Source organism: Rhodanobacter sp. MP7CTX1 (genome assembly GCF_014205795.1).
In the GTDB taxonomy this organism is placed as follows: domain Bacteria; phylum Pseudomonadota; class Gammaproteobacteria; order Xanthomonadales; family Rhodanobacteraceae; genus Rhodanobacter.
Genome location: NZ_JACHCN010000005.1, coordinates 62,282 through 79,881 on the forward strand (window position 1 = coordinate 62,282; position 17,600 = coordinate 79,881).

Below are 17,600 nucleotides of genomic sequence, written 5' to 3' on the forward strand. Positions count from 1 at the left end.
TCAGTGAGTGTCGATCATCGCCTGTGCAAAAGCACGCACTGCCGGCGGCAAGCGCCCCTGCAACGCACCACGTTCGTGCTGAAACAACGTGGCAACGAAGAACGGATGGTCATCCAGTTCGATCCCGCGAACGTCGCCGGCATCATCCACGGCATCGATCCGCAACGGGCCATCGGCAAGCGCTGCGCGGAAATCGGAACTCAGGCCATAGTTGCAGTGATAACCCTCGACGATCGAGCTGACGCCATAAGCCTGCGCCAGACGCGAACCCTCAACCAGGTTCACCGCAGCAGTCACTTCGACCAGCGAGCACAGCAGCGGCACGATCACCTGACGCGATGCTTCCGGTGAGGTTTCAGCGTGCTCGGCATCGGCCCAGCCCAGAACATTGCGCGCATATTCGATCACCGCGTGCTGGAAGCCGCCGCAGGTACCGAGGAACGGTACATGCCGCTCGCGCGCGACGCGAATCGCTGTGAGCGCGCCATCCATGCTGCGATAGGGGCTGGCCGGAACGCACCAGAGGCCATCGAACTCCGCCAACGCGGCACCGTTGCCGACCTCGTCGGTGGGCACCCAGATCGGCTCGATTTCCACACCGCAAGCTTCGGCCGCCATCCCCAGTGCCAGCGGAATGGCGCGATGGGCGACCACGTCGTCGTTGCGGTCGCCGATCAGTCCGATCTGCAGCGAGTGCATGCTGGCAGGCTCAGCCGTACACCGGAAACTTCTTGCACTGTGCCGTGACGTTGTCGCGCACTCTAGCGATCACGGCCTCATCGCCCGGCGCATCCAGCACGTCGCAGATCCAGTTCGTCAGCTCGATCACGTCCGCTTCCTTGTAGCCGCGGGTGGTGACGGCCGGCGTACCCACGCGCAGGCCGGAGGTAACGAACGGCTTGCGCGGATCGTTCGGCACCGCGTTCTTGTTGACCGTGATGTGTGCCTTGCCGAGTGCCTCTTCCGCATCTTTGCCCGTGACATCTTTGCCGATCATGTCGACCAGCATCAGGTGGTTCTCGGTGCCGCCGGAGACAATCTTGTAGCCGCGATCCATGAAGGTCTTCGCCATCGCCTTGGCGTTCTTCACGACCTGCGTCTGGTAGGCCTTGAACTCAGGCTCCAACGCTTCCTTGAACGCCACTGCCTTGGCCGCGATCACATGCATCAGCGGGCCACCCTGGATACCGGGGAATACAACCGACTGCAACTTCTTCTCGATCTCTTCGCCAGCGTCCTTCGCGACGATGATGCCGCCGCGCGGCCCACGCAGGGTCTTGTGGGTGGTCGACGTCACCACGTGAGCGTGCGGCAACGGGCTCGGATACACACCCGCAGCGATCAGGCCGGCGACGTGCGCCATGTCGACGAAGAAGATCGCACCGACTGAATCGGCGATCTGGCGCATGCGCGCCCAGTCGACCACTTGCGAGTAGGCACTGAAGCCGCCGACCAGCATCTTCGGCTTGTGCTCGGTGGCAAGGCGCTGCACCTCGTCATAGTCGATCAGGCCGTCGGCGTCGACGCCGTACTGCACGGCGTTGAACAACTTTCCGGAGATGTTGACCTTGGCACCATGCGTGAGATGACCGCCATGCGCGAGACTCATGCCGAGGATCGTGTCGCCCGGATTGAGCAGTGCGAAGTACACCGCCTGATTCGCCTGCGAGCCGGAGTGCGGCTGCACGTTCGCATAGGTTGCCCCGAACAACTGCTTCAGGCGCTCGATCGCCAGCTTCTCGGCAACATCGACGTATTCGCAGCCACCGTAGTAGCGCTTGCCCGGATAACCTTCGGCGTACTTGTTGGTGAGCTTGGAGCCCTGCGCTTCCATCACCCGCCGGCTGGCATAGTTTTCCGAAGCGATCAGTTCGACGTGATCCTCCTGGCGCTGACCTTCATCGGCGATGGCCTTGGCCAGTTCGTCGTCATAACCGGCGATCGTGTCGTTCTTCGAAAACATCCTGGCCTCTACGGGTAGCGAGCGGGGTTGAAGCCTCAAAGTGTAGCCCCGCTGGGGGTTTGCGGCCACCTGTGCCGCTTGGGCGCTGTCGCACGGCCACGAACTCGTGCGGCCGGTTGGCGCGCGCATCGGAGCCACAAGGTGCCTGGCGCGCTTGCGGCCTGGCCCTAAAAGCAGCTGACCGGACTACCCGGCGTCGCCATGCCCAAAGTGTCCCGGACCAGGCTGAACGACTGCCGGCGGCCGATATGTCCGCAGCCGGCTTCACAGCAGATCGCTCTACGACCGTGAAACGCACAGCGCGGGCCGATCCGGGCCCAAACGGCGCCTTTGTCATGGGTCTGCCATGGCGGCCAGGGGGCCGATCGGCGATAATCAGGGGTATTCCTTTTTTTCCTTGCCGGGCCGCGCCCCCAGTGGCCCGCAGACTTCCTTTAGATTGAGAGCGCGCATGCAGTACATCTACACCATGAACGGGGTCAGCAAAATCGTCCCCCCGAAGCGCCAGATCATCAAGGACATCTCGCTGTCCTTCTTCCCCGGCGCGAAGATCGGCCTGCTCGGCGTCAACGGCGCGGGCAAATCCACCGTGCTGAAGATCATGGCCGGCGTGGACACCGACTTCCAGGGCGAGGCGCGCGCCAACCCGGGCACCAAGATCGGCTACCTGGCACAGGAGCCGCAGCTGGATCCGGAGAAGACCGTGCGTGAAGCGGTCGAGGAAGGCGTGGCCGAGATCCTCGACGCGCAAGTCCGACTGGATGAAATCTACGCCGCCTATGCCGAAGAAGGCGCCGATTTCGACAAGCTCGCGATCGAGCAGCAGAAGCTTGAGAACCTGCTTGCCGCGAACGACGCGCATGCGCTGGAGCGTCAGCTGGAAGTCGCCGCCGACGCACTGCGCCTGCCGCCGTGGGACGCGAAGATCGGCCCGCTGTCCGGTGGTGAGAAGCGCCGCGTGGCGCTCTGCCGCCTGCTGCTGTCCAAGCCGGACATGCTGCTGCTGGACGAGCCGACCAACCATCTGGATGCCGAGTCGGTCGACTGGCTCGAGCAATTCCTGCACGACTATCCCGGCACGGTGGTCGCGGTCACGCATGACCGTTACTTCCTCGACAACGCCGCCGAGTGGATCCTCGAACTCGACCGCGGTCGCGGCATTCCGTGGAAAGGCAACTACACCGAGTGGCTGGAACAGAAAGGCGAGCGCCTGGCGCGCGAAGAATCCGCCGAAAAGGGCCGTCAGAAAGCGCTCGCGCGTGAACTTGAATGGGTGCGCTCGGCTGCCAAGGGCCGTCAGTCCAAGGGCAAGGCGCGTATCAACCGTTTCGAGGAACTGAACTCGGTCGAGTACCAGAAGCGCAACGAGACGAACGAACTTTATATCCCGCCGGGCGAGCGCCTGGGCCAGGAAGTGATCGAGTTCAAGAACGTCAGCAAGTCGTTCGGCGATCGCCTGCTGATCGACGACCTGTCGTTCAAGGTGCCACCGGGTGCCATCGTCGGCGTGATCGGCCCCAACGGTGCCGGTAAATCGACGCTGTTCAAGCTGATCACCGGCGTGGAGACGGCGGACGCAGGCGAAGTGAAACTTGGCCATACCGTACAGCTGGCCTACGTCGACCAGTCGCGCGACAACCTCGATGCGAAGAAAAACGTGTGGCAGGAAGTGTCCGGCGGCGCCGACATCATCACCATCGGTCGCTACGAGCTGCAGTCGCGTGCGTATATCGGCCGCTTCAATTTCAAGGGCACCGATCAGCAGAAGCTTGTCGGCAGCCTGTCCGGTGGTGAGCGCGGTCGCCTGCACCTGGCCAAGACGCTGATGCAAGGCGGCAACGTGCTGCTGCTCGATGAGCCGTCCAACGATCTGGACGTGGAAACCCTGCGTGCGCTGGAAGACGCGATGCTGGAGTTCCCCGGCTGCGTGATGGTGATCTCGCATGACCGCTGGTTCCTCGACCGCGTCGCCACGCACATCATCGCGTTCGAAGGCGACTCGCACGTCGAATTCTTCCCCGGCAACTACAACGAGTACGAAGCCGACAAGAAGCGTCGTCTCGGCGAGGAAGGCGCGAAGCCGCATCGGGTGAAGTACAAGAAGCTGGCTTGATGCCTGCCTGAACCCCCTCTCCCCTTGGGAGAGGGCTGGGGTGAGGGTTCGGCTTCGTACCAACGTCGGTGCAAGCCTTGAACCCTCATCCGCCCCTGCGGGGCACCTTCTCCCGAGGGGAGAAGGGAAAACCGACCGGAGACCACGATGAGTTTCATGCAGTCACTGCAAGCAGCCTGGCAGCGCAACAACTCACTGGTCTGCGTGGGGCTCGATCCGGAGCCGGCGAAGTTTCCGGCGCATTTGCGCGACCGACCGGACGCAGTATTCGAGTTCTGCCGCGATATCGTGGACGCCACCGCCGATCTGGTTTGCGCATTCAAGCCGCAGATCGCGCACTTCGCCGCGCTGCGTGCGGAAGACGCGCTGGAACGACTGATTGCACATATTCATGCAAAGCATGCGGGCGTGCCGGTGATCCTGGACGCCAAGCGTGGCGACATCGGATCAACGGCGCAGCATTACGTCAGCGAAGCGTTCGATCGCTATCAGGCCGACGCGGTCACCCTGAATCCCTACCTTGGACGCGATTCGGTGCAGCCGTTTCTCGATCGCGCCGACAAAGGTGTGATCCTGCTATGCCACACATCGAATCCGGGCGCCGCCGACCTGCAGGATCTCGACGTGGGCGGCAAGCCGCTGTACCAGCACGTGGCGCAGATGATTGCTCGTGACTGGAATACGAACGGCAACTGCGCGCTGGTCACCGGCGCGACCTGGCCGGAACAACTGGGTGAAGTGCGCGCACTGATCGGCGATATGCCGCTGCTGGTGCCCGGCATCGGCGCGCAGGGTGGCGATGTCGCGGCTGTCGTGCGCAACGGCCGCAGCGCTAATGGCAGCGGCCTTCTGATCAGTTCCTCGCGGGCGATCCTGTATGCCGGCAATGACGAAGCGTTCGCCGCGGCTGCCCGCAGCGCTACCCAGGAATTGCGCGACACGATCAATCGCTACCGGCAGGACTGAGCGCGTTGCGCGTCAGTGCTACCGATTCGGTCAACTAAGCCGTCTTCGACGCCTGCAGCATCTTTGACTTCAGATCCATCGAATCGGCCGCGTCCAGCAATGCGCGCGCAAAGCTGCGTACCTCACTCGGTCGCAACGCATACCAGTTCCCGACCTTCGTAGCTTCAGGCACGTTACGACCCGCACGGGATACGTAATGCGGCCGAAAAATCACCATGCCACTGAGCGATTCCGAACTGATATCCGCGGAGACGATCTGCACGTGCGTTTCATCTTCTTTCTTCACCGAACCTCTCCCGAGCGGATATCCGCCCAACTGCAGCTTACGCTAGGTAGGGTTCAGCGATTGTTTTCTGCGCATGACGCCATGTCTTTCGCACTTCAGCGTTCACCGCCGGCAACCACGGCTTCGACATTCATCAGGTCGCGACGTTCAGATTGAACGACCGGCTTCAGCTGCATCCTACGCAACGCTCGGTCGCTGGGAATCGAAACAAGGCGCGCCACCAGCATGCCCAGCAGCCAGCTGACCAGCACGGCTGGCACATACCAGAAATAGCCAAGACCGATGTCGCTGCCGGCGGCCTTGAACAACCGCACGATGGCATACACCACGAACATGTGAGTCAGGTAGATCTCGTAACTGAGCCGGCCGAATGATCGAAGCCAGCCCAGTCCGCGCATGGCCGACCAGCCGCCGCGAGCCCGACGCCGCGTGGTGGCGAGAACCAGGCACAGCGCCGACCACGTCAGCACCAGCATGTAGCCATCATGCAACAGGTGCCATAGCGCGCTGCCATCCAGCATCACGGCGCCCAGCCCGATGACGCCAAGCCAACCCAGCAGCGCGATCGTCCGCGGCGGCCACGCAGCCCAGCGTGCTGTCAGAAGTGCACCGAGCACGCCGGTGGCGATCGCAGCCATCCCCGGCAAATAAGCTTTCTCCTGCCAGATTTCGTTGTCTGCGAGGGCCGCATGCGTCGCCGGCAGTGACAGGGCAAGAAGTACCAGCAGCGGTACGAGGACCCACACGCGCCGGGTCAGCAAACAGACAATCGGAAAGCCGATGTAGAAAACCTCCTCGATCGACAACGACCACAGCACATCCCAGTTGCCGGGCAGATAACCGGTATGCCCTTCGTACCAGTTCAAGTGCAGACCGAGCGCCGCGATGATGGCGCGCGGCAACGACTGGCCGGCACGGTTGATCACGTAGTCGTCGAAACCCAGCAAATGCAGTTCACTGAGCACGACAACCAGCAACAGCAGGCATGGCACGATGCGGGCGAAGCGACGTGCATAGAACGCCTTGACGTCGATGCGATCGAGACTGCCCCAGCGTTTGAGCGTATTGCCGGTGATCAGAAAGCCGGAGATCACGAAGAACACGAACACCGCTTCGTAGCCGTTGTAGTTCAGGCCATCCAGCAGCCCTCGCGGCAGGAAGCCGGCGAGCGCTGTGTGCTTAAGCGGAATGCGCAAACCGGTGTGGTGCAACACCACCAGCAGAATCGAGATGCCACGCAACAGGTCGATGCCCGGGTTGCGCTCGTCGCGTTGCGCGTTCACCGCCCCGGGCAGGCTCGATTCGGTTGACCGCATCTCGATGGCACTCCGTGGAATGCCACATCATCGGTGAATCGGTGCACGCGGAACAACCTCAGCGCGCGCGACGGCGCTCAGGCCTGCACTTCAACCCCGTGCCAGAAAGCGAACCTGTCCTTGATTTGCATGGCCTTCTCCGAGGGGGTCGGGTAATACCAGGCGGCATTGGCATTCACGTCGTCACCGACGACGACATCCATATAACTGGCCGTGCCTTTCCATGGGCAAATGGAGTGGTGATCGCTGTTGCGAAAGTATTCGCGCTTGAGCGAATCGGCCGGAAAATAGTGGTTGCCCTCGACCACGACGGTGTCGTCGCTCTCGGCCAGTACGACGTTGTTCCACAGCGCGCGCATATCATTCGTCTCCCGTCATGTCCTGCCCCGGAAACAGCACCTCGGTATAGCCGAACTTGCTGAAGTCGGTGATCCGCGAGGGGTACAGCCGGCCTATCAGGTGATCGCATTCGTGCTGCACCACGCGTGCATGGAAACCCTCGGCGGTACGTTCGATACGCACGCCCTGAGGATCGATGCCCTCGTAGCGGATCAGGCTGTAGCGGCTGACCGCACCACGCAGGCCAGGCACGGAGAGGCAGCCTTCCCAGCCCTCTTCCATGTCCTGCGACAGCGGTGTGATCACCGGATTGAGCAGGATCGTTCGTGGCACCGCCGGCGCGTCGGGATACCGCTCGGAGTTGTCGAAGCCAAAGATCACCAGCTGCAGGTCAACGCCAATCTGCGGCGCAGCCAAGCCGACGCCCTCGGCCGCCTCCATGGTCTCGAACATATCGGCGATCAACGCATCCAGTTCGGCGCTGCCGACCATGCTGTCAGGCACCAGCGGTGCGATGCGCAGCAGGCGCTCGTCACCCATCTTCAGGATTTCACGGATCATGGACGCCTCGTTGGTGGATCGCTGATTCCGACGTATGGCCACACCGGACAGAAGCAAGCGTGCCCGATGTCGCGTAATGAAAGCATTACGCCCGTCATGCCTGCGGCATTGACCCGCGCGCCGAGCCCGGCGACTCTGGCATCATCAAGGCCCAGATTCGCAACCCCGACCATGCCAGATACCTCGAGCGCCGCTTCCATGACGCCCACCCCGAAGCGCGCATCGCGGCATAGCGTCGGCCTGCGCGTCATCGCAATCTACAAGGCAGTGAAGACGGTCGGCCTGATCCTGGTCGCCACCGCGGCTTTCCATCTGGACCGGACGCAGAACTTCGAACGGCTGGTGCACTGGCTGGAACACCTTTCCCTGACCGACAGCAACAGCTTGCGCTGGCGCCTGATCAACCTGCTGACAAGCATGGGTCCGAGCAAGTTCGTCGCGATCGGTATCGTGGCGCTTGCCTACGCGGCGATTTTCGCTACCGAGGGCATCGGTCTGTGGATGCGCAAATACTGGGCGGAATGGTTCACCGTGATCGCGACCGGTTCACTGGTTCCACTGGAATTGTATGAGACGGTGCATCACTTTACCTGGATCAAGTTGGTCGTACTGCTGGGCAACATCGTCATCGTCGGGTATCTGGTGCGCATCGCGCTGCAGTCGCGGGCGGAGCGCGCCAACGAGAAGGCTGAGCGGACGTAGCGCCACAGCGTCAAACCTCGTGATGAATCGCTTCGGCGGACAACTCGATGGTCGCCTCGCCACGCCGGGGCATCAGTTCCACCAGGTACATCGCGGCCAACACCAGCGCACCACCGACGAGCATGCGCCAGGTCAGCACATCGCTGCCAAGCGCAACCGCGAAGGCGGCGGCGAATACGGGTTCGGTAGTCATCACGATCGCGGCGCGGGCGGCGGGCAGATGTGACTGTGCCCAGGTCTGCATCAGCATCGCCCCAGCGCCGGCGACTAGCGCCATGTAGAGGATGGCGAACCAGGCACTGCGATCGGGTGGCAGCAGCGGACCTCCGTGCGGCACCGTGGCAAGCAGGCAGACCACCGCAATCGCCACCATCTGCACCGCCGACAGGCCAAACGCTTCGCCGGGACGCGACCATTGTCCGAGTCCGACGATATGCAATCCGTACAGCGCCGCCGAGGCGAGCGTTAGCCACACTCCGATATCGACCGAAACGCCATTGAGTGACAACAGTGCGAGTCCCGCGGTGGACATCAGCACCGCCAGCCACACGATCCCGGCCATGCGTTGGCGCAGCAGCAGCATCGCGAGGATCGGTGTGAACACCACATACATGCCCGTGACAAAGCCGCTGACGCTGGGCGCGATCAAGGACAGACCCCACGTCTGCAACAGCTGCCCCGCACCATAGATGACGCCGAGCAGCAGGCCGCGCATGATCTGCCGTCGGCCGAGCCGCCAGACGGGCCCAGCGAACAGCAGCAGCATCGCCACCGCGGCAATCGCGAAACGCACGGCGAGGAAATCCGCGACTGGCATGCGCGCGACCACGCCCTTGATCAACACGAACGTCGAGCCCCACACCGCGGTCATCACCAGCAGGCCAAGGGTCGCCAGCGCGGTAATCCGTCGGGACTGGTTTGACGATGATGCGTTCAACGCGACGAATACAACGTTAGCGACGTAGCAGCCGGCGCAACAGCTGACCGGGAATTTTCAGCAGAAAATGTATCCAGATCCCTAGCCAGACAACCGCCGCGAGCAGCGGATTGCGTGAAGCCGGATCGAACTTGCGGAACCAGCGCCACATGCCAGCATGTTTGTAGCGACTGACAAACACTGGGCGATGGCGGCTGGAACTACCCTTGCCGTGATGCACACGGACATCACCGGCCAGCAACACCTGATAACCGATGTCGCGCACGCGCCGACAGATGTCCAGATCCTCGCAATGCAGGAAATAGTCTTCGTCGAAACCACCTACGCGCTGGAACATCTCGCGCGTCATTAGCATCAACGCACCAGACACGGCTTCGACTTCAATCACTTCGGCAGGAATCGCCTGCTCCATGTTGACCTTCTCCCCACCTAGCCCAAACATGCTGTTGAGCGAACGCCGCAGCAGCGGGTCACGGCGCCAGGAAGCGGGGTCGGGATGGCCATTGTCGTCGCACACTACCGCACCGATTAGCCCGGCTTTCGGCCGACTTGCTGATAGCTCCAGCAGTCGCTCCAGGTCTTCCTCCTGCAACAGGCAATCGGGATTGAGCACCAGCAGCACGTGCCCATGGGCCTGCTTGGCCGCGAGGTTCACTGCCGGGCCGAAGCCGATATTCCTGTGGTTGTAGATCACTTTCAGTCGCGCGTCGTGTGCATGCGCCCGCTCTATCGCGGGCGGCACACCATCCAGGGAGGCGTTGTCGACCAGGATCAGCTCCATCGACAACGTGCTGGCCAGCAATCGACGCACACACTCGCGCAGTGACGATCCACTGTCAGCCGATACCACGATCACGCTGAGCGCCAGCGAAAACGGGGATCGGGGAAAGCCAGAAATATCCATCTCCCAAGTATGCGCGAGGATGCGCAAAGGGAAAACCTCGCTTTACGAAATAATCGGCCGAATAATCGGCAAAACGACCGCCAAGACCCCAGAAACGCTCAGTGTGCGCCTGACACGCAATCAGTCGTCGTCCTGCTCCAGCACGACCTTCAACGCAAGCGGCATCTCGCCTTCACGTCTGGCCAGCCATGGTTGTTCATGATGCCAACCGCACAACTGCCAGCCGCGCAGACGGTGCAGCTGGTTGCACTCTCGGTCCCACAACACGGTACCGCGGTCGTCGTTCATGCGCATGACCAACCAGCGACCCTGCGGACTAAAGTTGGCATGCGGACCAACACCGTCAATCGACATGCCATCGGCAAAACGATAGCCACCGTCCGCATAAACGACGTGCCGATAACCTGCCTGGCCAACCTGCGGGTCGGCAAGCTCATCCGCGAGCTGCCAGACCGGCGGCTGCAATTCGATGATCTCCGCCAGCGGCCCGATCGGCGCCATGGCCAGCTCGGGCCACTCGGCCGAGGCTGTCGCCATCGATACGCGACGCAGATCCCTGTCCAGCCATGCTTCCAACCCGGCCAGCAGCGTGTATCCCACCAGGGCGCCCAGCAACGCCACGCCCCAAGCGATGATAGTCCCACCCAACGCGCGCTGCAGTGCAAACAAAACGCCGGGCAGCCCCCAACGCAGGCTGCGGCGAATCAACCTTGCATGCTCGACGGCCAGCCGGTACTGCAGCAACAGCACCGCCGCGGCCAGAGCGAGCAATAGCGGCAGGCCCAGCCACCAGGGCAGCAGTGCCAGCAAGGCAGTCCATGCTGCGGCCAGCAACAGGGCTTTCCACCTCGGCATGAGGCTTACGGCCATGACTCAGCGCTGCCCAGCGTTTGTCATGGCCGCTTACGACGAAGTGCGATCAGCCACACCACACGCGGGCATTGCGGAACATGCGCATCCACGGCGAATCCTCACCCCACTTCTCCGGATGCCAGCTCAGCTGCACGCTGCGGAACACGCGCTCCGGATGCGGCATCATGATCATCACGCGACCTTCGGCGGCAGTAAAGCCAGCCAGGCCGCCGGGCGAACCGTTGGTGTTGAGCGGAAAGTTTTCGGTGGGCTTGCCGCGGTTGTCCACGAAGCGCAACGCGCTGCCTGCCTTGGACGGGCTGCACACTTGCGGGAAGCTCACGCGGCCTTCGCCGTGCGCCACCGCCACCGGAATCCGCGAACCGGCCATGCCTTTGAAAAAGATGCTCGGTGTATCGAGCACTTCCAGCGTGACCAGCCGCGACTCGTACTGCTCCGATGAGTTACGCAGGAACTTCGGCCAGTGCTGTGCACCGGGAATGATGTCCTTCAGCTGCGCCATCATCTGGCAACCGTTGCACACGCCAAGCGCAAATTTCGTCGGGTCGGCAAAGAACGCGGCGAACTGCGCGCGCAGCATCTCGTTGTACAGGATCGAAGTAGCCCAGCCGCGACCGGCACCGAGCACGTCGCCGTAGGAGAAGCCACCGCATGCGGCGAAGCCACGGAAATCAGCGAGCTTGACGCGACCACTGGCCAGATCGGACATGTGCACATCGACGGCGTCGAAACCAGCGCGGGTAAACGCCGCCGACATCTCGACCTGACCGTTGACGCCCTGCTCACGCAGCACAGCGATACGTGGTCGCGCACCGCTGCCAATGAGCGATGCGGCCACGTCTTCAGCCGGATTGAAAGTGAGCTTCGGCGTGATGCCCGGATCGGAGTCGTCAAGCCGGAATTCAAGCTCGGCATCGGCACTTTGCGGATTGTCGCGCAGCCGCTGCATCGCGTGGGTGGTTTCGTTCCACGCCTTGTACAAGGTGACCCAGTTCCACTTGAACAAAGTATCGCCGGCGAGAAACAGCTTGATGCCGAGCTTCTCTTTTGGCCGTCCAATGCGGTGGCTCATGCCGGCCAGACCGTGCTTGACCAACAGCGCTTCGAACGCCTCGCGATTCGCCTCGGCCACTTGCAGTACGGCACCAAGCTCTTCGTTGAACAAGGAGCGCAAGGTTGCCTCGGCCCAGCCGTCCAGATGAATTTCCAGGCCACAGTGACCGGCAAAAGCCATCTCCAGCAAGGTGGTGATGGCGCCGCCGTCGGAACGATCGTGATAGGCCAGCAGCAGGCCGTTGGCATTCGCTTCCTGCACCAGCTCGAACAGTCCCTTCAAGCGCTTCGCATCGTCCAGATCCGGTGGCACGCCGCCGCTGCGGTTGAAGACCTGGGTCAGCGCGGAGCCGCCGAGGCGATCGCGTCCGGCACCCAGATCGATCAGCCACAACTGCGAGTCGCCACGATCGAGCTTGAGCTGCGGGGTCAGCGTGCGCCGGACGTCGCTGACGCGGGCAAAGCCGGTAATCACCAGCGACACTGGAGATACCGTGCGCTGCTGCGTTTTGCCGTCCGTCCACACCGTCTGCATCGACAGCGAGTCCTTACCGACCGGGATCGAGATATCCAGCTGCGGGCATAGTTCCATGCCAATCGCCTTCACCGCGTCGAACAATGCAGCATCTTCGCCAGGATGATTGACAGCAGCCATCCAGTTCGCCGACAGGCGAATCTCGCCCAGGCTCGGAATCGCCGCCGCCGCAAGGTTGGTGATCGCCTCGCCTACCGCCAGCCGCGCGGCATCGGCGCTATTGAGCAGTGCCACCGGCGCGCGCTCGGCCATCGCCATCGCTTCACCGGCATAGCCGTCGAAATCGGCGATGGTCACGGCGCAATCGGCCACCGGTACCTGCCACGGACCGACCATCGGGTCACGTGCGTTGAGGCCACCGACAGTGCGGTCGCCGATGTTGATCAGGAAACTCTTGGAACCTACCGTAGGCAACCGCAGCACGCGAAGCAGTGCTTCGTCCATGCCGATGCCGGTGAGGTCGGGCAGCAGATCCACGCGTGGTTTTTTCCGCTTCGCATCACGATGCATGCGCGGCGGCTTGCCGAACAGCACGTCCATCGGCAGGTCGATCACGACCAGCTCGCGCCGCGGGTCGGTCACCAGCAACCGGCGTTCCGTTGTGGCGTCGCCAACCACCGCGTAGGGACAGCGCTCGCGCACGCACATCGCCTCGAAATCAGCCAGATTCTCCGGCCCGATCGCCAGCACGTAGCGTTCCTGCGATTCGTTGCTCCACACCTGCATCGGCGACAGTTGCGGATCGTCGCAGGGAATTTTCGAGAGGTCGATCTCACCGCCGACGCCGGCGTCGTTGAGCAGCTCCGGGATCGCATTGGAGAGGCCGCCGGCACCGACGTCGTGCACGCTGACGATGGGGTTCTTGTCGCCGCGCGCACAGCATGCGTCGATGACTTCCTGACAGCGCCGTTCCATCTCGGCGTTGTCGCGCTGCACCGAGGCGAAGTCCAGCTCCGCACTCGACGCGCCCGAAGCCACCGACGAGGCAGCGCCACCACCCAGACCGATCAGCATCGCCGGACCGCCCAGCACGATCACCTTGTTGCCCGGCTGCACCGGACGCTTCAGCACGTGGCCGGCGCGCAAATTCGCCAGACCACCGGCGAGCATGATCGGCTTGTCGTAGCCGCGTCGCAGACCCGCTTCGCCGGTCTCGTGCTCGTAGCTGCGGAAATAGCCGCCCAGACAGGGGCGACCAAACTCATTGTTGAACGCGGCGGCGCCAAGCGGGCCGTCACGCATGATCTCGAACGCGCTGGCCATCCGCGGCGGAAGCGGACGCTCCACTTCCCACGGTTGCGGATGACCGGGAATGCGCAGGTCGGACACCGAGAATCCGGTGAGGCCGGCCTTTGGCTTGCCACCGCGCCCGGTGGCACCTTCGTCGCGGATCTCGCCACCGGCACCGGTAGCCGCACCCGGCCACGGCGCAATCGCGGTGGGGTGGTTGTGCGTCTCCACCTTGATCGCGTAGTCGATGCGCTCCTCGTGACCGCGCCACACACCATCGGCCGGATCGGCGAAGAAACGCTTGCCAACACTGCCCTCGATCACCGCCGCATTGTCCGAATAGGCTGACAACGTATGCGCCGGCGAAAGCTGGTGGGTGTTTTTGATCATGCCGAACAGGCTCTTGTCCTGTTCTGCGCCGTCCACCGTCCAGCTCGCGTTGAACACCTTGTGGCGGCAATGCTCGGAGTTCGCCTGCGCGAACATGAAAAGCTCGGCATCGGTCGGATCACGGTCGAGTTCCGAGTAGCGCTCGACCAGATACTCGATCTCGTCGTCGGCCAACGCCAGACCCAGCCGCGAGTTCGCTTCAGCGAGTGCCGCATGCGGATCGCTACCGCGCGCGATATGCACCAGATCGCCGGGCGATCCGGCAAGGAACAACCCTTGTGCGTCTTCGATGCGGGTCAGCACCGACTGCGTCATGGCGTCGTGCAGCACCGCCATGATCGCGGCGTAATCCGGCGCTTCGGTCAACGGAAGGCCCGACACCTGCCAGGCCAGACCGCGTTCGACCCGGCGTACATCATTGCCTGGCCGATTGAAGCCGGCGCCATGCAGGATATCGGTGGCCTTGCTCGACCATGGCGAGATCGTGCCGAAGCGCGGCACCACCCACAGGGTGGCGGGTTCAGGCGTGGCGTCCTTCGCTTCCAGCACCGCCAGCAACCGCTGGCGCAACTCACCAGCGGGCACCGCGTCGGTGTCGACGAAATAGACGAACCACGACGCCTGCACGCGCACGCCCCGATGCAAAGCATCAAGTCGTGCATTCAGGCGTTCGAGACGGAATGGCGAGAGGGCGCTCTGCCCGTCGAGTGCGATCATGCGGGGAAACGGCGCTGTGCTGGGAAAACGCCCATTCTAGCTGATGCTGCAATACGGCATAACCCGGCAGCGTCCGAGGAGGCCCCGGATTGAGGCCTGGCGGGCTCTACCGGCGGAAAACCTGTGAGAACAACTGCACTCGCTCCCCTCTCCGTTCGCCCTGAGCGTAGCGCAGCGAAGTCGAAGGGCAGTCGTGGCGTACCGTCCGGCTCTGGCCCTTCGACTCCAGCCCTGCGGGCCGACGCTCAGGGCGAACGGTTGGGTTGAAGCGCACGGGGTGCGCTCCACAGGGTTATCCGCAGATGAATGGGCGTTAACCGCCTGCGCTGGAGTGCTTTTGCACCGCATTCAGCATTTCGGCCGGCGGTAGATAGCCGCCGATCATGCTGCCGTCTTCGGCGAACACCGCCGGCGTACCCATGGCATCGATGCCGAGCCGCAAACCCAGCTCGTACTCCTGCTTGACCGGGTTGACGCAGGTCGCCGGTTTCGGCGCGTGATCGTGCTTGGCCGCAGTGAGGCTGGCGTTGCGGTCAGCCGCGCACCACACCGATACCATCTCGGTGTAGATAGGAGTCGGGCCGCCGCTCTGGCTGGTCACGCCATCACGCGGCCACGCCAGGTACTCCACGGCAATGCCTTCCTTGTTGTAGGCCGCCATGCTTTCGTGCAGCGCACGGCAGTAGCCGCAGGTGACGTCGGTAAACACGGTGATGGTGTATTTCGGGTGCGCCGGCGCAAACACGATGCGCTCGGAGGCCGGGACCTTGGCCAGCTCAGCCTTGCGGAAGGCAGCCCAGCCGGCATCACTGAGATTGCGTTTGCGGGTCAGATCAATCAAATCGCCGTTCAACAGATACTTGCCATCGGCACTGACGTAGATCAGCTGGCCTGCAGCAATCACCTGGTAAAAGCCTAGAATGGGCGCGGCTTCGATCGAGTCGACCTGGACATCCGCCGAGAGTGCGCCGAGCGCCTGTCGCACCATCTTCTCTGCGGCCGGCGAAACCGCCTGGCTTGCGACCGGCGCCGCCGCCGCGCCACCATCGGCCGCGTACGCACTGAACGCCAATCCGCCGACGCACAAGGCCAGCAACCATTTCTTCAACATCACAAACCTCGGTACGATCCAGTCGGCGCACACGGCCGGCGGCCATCCAGCATTCTCGCACACCCGGCTGAACGGGCTCTCACCCGCCAGTCCATTTACCCACGCGGATGGTGCTGCGCATGCAGCCGTTTCAGACCTTCCTTCGCCACCAGCGTGTAGATCTGCGTGGTGCTCAGCGAACTATGGCCGAGCAGCATCTGCAACGCGCGCAGGTCGGCGCCGTGGTTCAGCAGATGGGTCGCGAACGAATGTCGCAACACATGCGGCGAGATGCGTTTCGAATGGATGCCGATCCTCATCGCGTAACGCTTCACCAGCGTCCAGAACATCTGCCGGGTCATGCCCTCGCCACGCCGGCTCAGGAACAACGCCAGCGGCTGACCGCCTTTCGCCAATTCCGGCCGCGCCCCGGCCAGGTAGGCAGCGATACGCTCCAATGCCACTTCGCCGACCGGCACCAGCCGATCCTTGCCACCCTTGCCCGTCACCCGCAGCACGCCCTGGCGAGTATTCAGCGCCGCCAGCGGTAGCTCGACCAGTTCGGATACGCGCAGGCCGGAGGCGTACATCAGCTCCAGCATGGCGCGGTCGCGCAAGCCCAGCGTAGTGGTGACGTCGGGAGCGTCGAGCAGACCCACGATCTCGCGCTCGGCCAGCGCCTTGGGCAGGCTGCGCGGCATCCGCGGCCGCTCGATCAACAGGGTCGGGTCGGCAAAGCCGGGTTCCATGCGGGCGAGAAAAGCGTAGTAGCGGCGAAAGGCCGACTGCCGCCGCGCGATCGAACGTATCGCTCCCGACTGCGCGCCGTGGTAAGCGGAGATATCCTCGCGTCGCGCCGAAGGCAGGCTGCGGCTGCGGCCAGCCAGCCAGGCCGCCAGCGCTTCCAGATCGCGCCGGTACGCCTCCAGCGTGCGATCGGCCAAGCCGTCCTCCGACCAGACCCGTTCCAGGAACTCGCTTATGCTCCGCCGATCGGCCTCGGCGACAATACGTGGCTGATCGCCTTCGGCGATACTGGCGCGGCTTTTTTCTTTCATCATGCGCATGATGCTGGCCATTGCGCGCGCACTACGCAAGCGACTATCGACGATGCCCGAGAATCCCTCCGCCACTGCACCGCCCTGCCCGCTGTGGCGTCGCCTGCTTGCGCTGGTATATGACCTGCTGATCGTGGTCGCGATCATGATGGTGGCCGTGATGATCGGCTTGCTGCTGACTCATGGCCAGCTGGTCGACGCGCAAGGGCGCATGCAGGCGCTGTGGTTTCCTCCTTTTGAAGGTGCGCTGGTCGCTGCCTATTTCATGACGTCCTGGTTGCGCGGCGGCCAGACCATCGGCATGCGGCCGTGGCATATCCGGGTCACCCGCGCGGACGGCGGCACGCCGTCGCTGCAGCAGGTGGTGATTCGCGTGCTGGTGGCATCGGCGCCGTTACTGCTGTTGATGCTGGAGCCGCGGATCGGACTGCATGCAACGTTGTGGGCGCTGCTGCTGGTGTGGGCCGGCTGGTTTGCGGTGGCATTGTTCGATCCACGCAAACGCGCGCTGCACGACCTCGCCGCGAACACCGAGATTCGCTTGCTCGTTTGAACTTCACATTCTCC

Annotated in this window: 16 protein-coding genes; 4 read left to right on the forward strand and 12 right to left on the reverse strand. The window is 63.2% G+C overall.

Going from position 1 to position 17,600, the window contains the following annotated elements; all coding sequences use genetic code 11:
* On the reverse strand, positions 1-699 hold the full coding sequence (locus HDE77_RS08510) for a CTP synthase (protein WP_184416750.1): 699 nt from the start codon (positions 697-699) through the stop codon (positions 1-3).
* A gap of 10 nt (positions 700-709) precedes the next feature.
* Positions 710-1,963 carry a serine hydroxymethyltransferase gene (gene glyA / locus HDE77_RS08515; protein ID WP_184416751.1) on the reverse strand — a complete coding sequence of 418 codons (1,254 nt, stop codon included), beginning with the start codon at positions 1,961-1,963 and terminating at the stop codon, positions 710-712.
* Positions 1,964-2,414: 451 nt separating this feature from the next.
* Between glyA and ettA the strand changes: the two genes are divergently transcribed.
* Positions 2,415-4,076, forward strand: a complete 1,662-nt coding sequence (gene ettA, locus HDE77_RS08520) for an energy-dependent translational throttle protein EttA (RefSeq protein WP_184416752.1) — start codon at positions 2,415-2,417, stop codon at positions 4,074-4,076.
* A 147-nt stretch (positions 4,077-4,223) separates the two neighbouring features.
* Positions 4,224-5,042, forward strand: coding sequence for an orotidine-5'-phosphate decarboxylase (pyrF, locus tag HDE77_RS08525; protein WP_184416753.1), 819 nt, complete (start codon positions 4,224-4,226; stop codon positions 5,040-5,042).
* 34 nt (positions 5,043-5,076) lie between these two features.
* Here the strand turns inward: pyrF and HDE77_RS08530 are convergent, their stop codons facing one another.
* The 4 genes from HDE77_RS08530 to def form a co-directional block, all read right to left on the reverse strand.
* Complete coding sequence (locus HDE77_RS08530; protein WP_343206080.1) at positions 5,077-5,328, reverse strand: hypothetical protein; 252 nt, start codon at positions 5,326-5,328, stop codon at positions 5,077-5,079.
* Between the two features lie 95 nt (positions 5,329-5,423).
* Positions 5,424-6,644: an acyltransferase gene (locus HDE77_RS08535; protein WP_184416754.1), complete on the reverse strand. Its 1,221-nt coding sequence runs from the start codon at positions 6,642-6,644 to the stop codon at positions 5,424-5,426.
* Between the two features lie 77 nt (positions 6,645-6,721).
* Positions 6,722-7,003, reverse strand: a complete 282-nt coding sequence (locus HDE77_RS08540) for a DUF427 domain-containing protein (protein ID WP_184416755.1) — start codon at positions 7,001-7,003, stop codon at positions 6,722-6,724.
* Between the two features lies 1 nt (position 7,004).
* Complete coding sequence (def, locus tag HDE77_RS08545; protein WP_184416756.1) at positions 7,005-7,544, reverse strand: peptide deformylase; 540 nt, start codon at positions 7,542-7,544, stop codon at positions 7,005-7,007.
* A 198-nt stretch (positions 7,545-7,742) separates the two neighbouring features.
* On the opposite strand from def, the gene HDE77_RS08550 reads away from it, so the two are divergent.
* Positions 7,743-8,246 (forward strand): DUF2127 domain-containing protein, encoded by a 504-nt coding sequence (locus HDE77_RS08550; RefSeq protein ID WP_184416757.1) that lies wholly within the window; start codon positions 7,743-7,745, stop codon positions 8,244-8,246.
* Positions 8,247-8,256: 10 nt separating this feature from the next.
* Here HDE77_RS08550 and HDE77_RS08555 read toward each other — a convergent pair whose 3' ends face one another.
* The 6 genes from HDE77_RS08555 to xerD all read right to left on the reverse strand — a co-directional run bounded on the left by HDE77_RS08555 (position 8,257) and on the right by xerD (position 17,036).
* Positions 8,257-9,183 carry a DMT family transporter gene (locus HDE77_RS08555; protein ID WP_255482611.1) on the reverse strand — a complete coding sequence of 309 codons (927 nt, stop codon included), beginning with the start codon at positions 9,181-9,183 and terminating at the stop codon, positions 8,257-8,259.
* Between the two features lie 16 nt (positions 9,184-9,199).
* Positions 9,200-10,087 (reverse strand): glycosyltransferase family 2 protein, encoded by an 888-nt coding sequence (locus HDE77_RS08560; RefSeq protein WP_184416758.1) that lies wholly within the window; start codon positions 10,085-10,087, stop codon positions 9,200-9,202.
* Positions 10,088-10,207: 120 nt separating this feature from the next.
* Positions 10,208-10,957, reverse strand: coding sequence for a hypothetical protein (locus HDE77_RS08565; RefSeq protein WP_184416759.1), 750 nt, complete (start codon positions 10,955-10,957; stop codon positions 10,208-10,210).
* 49 nt (positions 10,958-11,006) lie between these two features.
* Entirely contained in the window at positions 11,007-14,885 is a 3,879-nt protein-coding gene (purL, locus tag HDE77_RS08570) for a phosphoribosylformylglycinamidine synthase (protein ID WP_184416760.1), read from the reverse strand.
* Positions 14,886-15,198: 313 nt separating this feature from the next.
* The gene (locus tag HDE77_RS08575) at positions 15,199-15,996 is read right to left on the reverse strand and encodes a disulfide isomerase DsbC N-terminal domain-containing protein (RefSeq protein WP_184416761.1); all 798 of its coding nucleotides are present in this window, start codon (positions 15,994-15,996) and stop codon (positions 15,199-15,201) included.
* A gap of 95 nt (positions 15,997-16,091) precedes the next feature.
* Entirely contained in the window at positions 16,092-17,036 is a 945-nt protein-coding gene (xerD, locus tag HDE77_RS08580; protein WP_184416762.1) for a site-specific tyrosine recombinase XerD, read from the reverse strand.
* A 4-nt stretch (positions 17,037-17,040) separates the two neighbouring features.
* Here xerD and HDE77_RS08585 point away from each other — a divergent pair, with 4 nt between their 5' ends.
* Positions 17,041-17,586, forward strand: a complete 546-nt coding sequence (locus HDE77_RS08585; protein WP_343206081.1) for an RDD family protein — start codon at positions 17,041-17,043, stop codon at positions 17,584-17,586.
* The last annotated feature ends 14 nt before the right edge of the window (positions 17,587-17,600 follow it).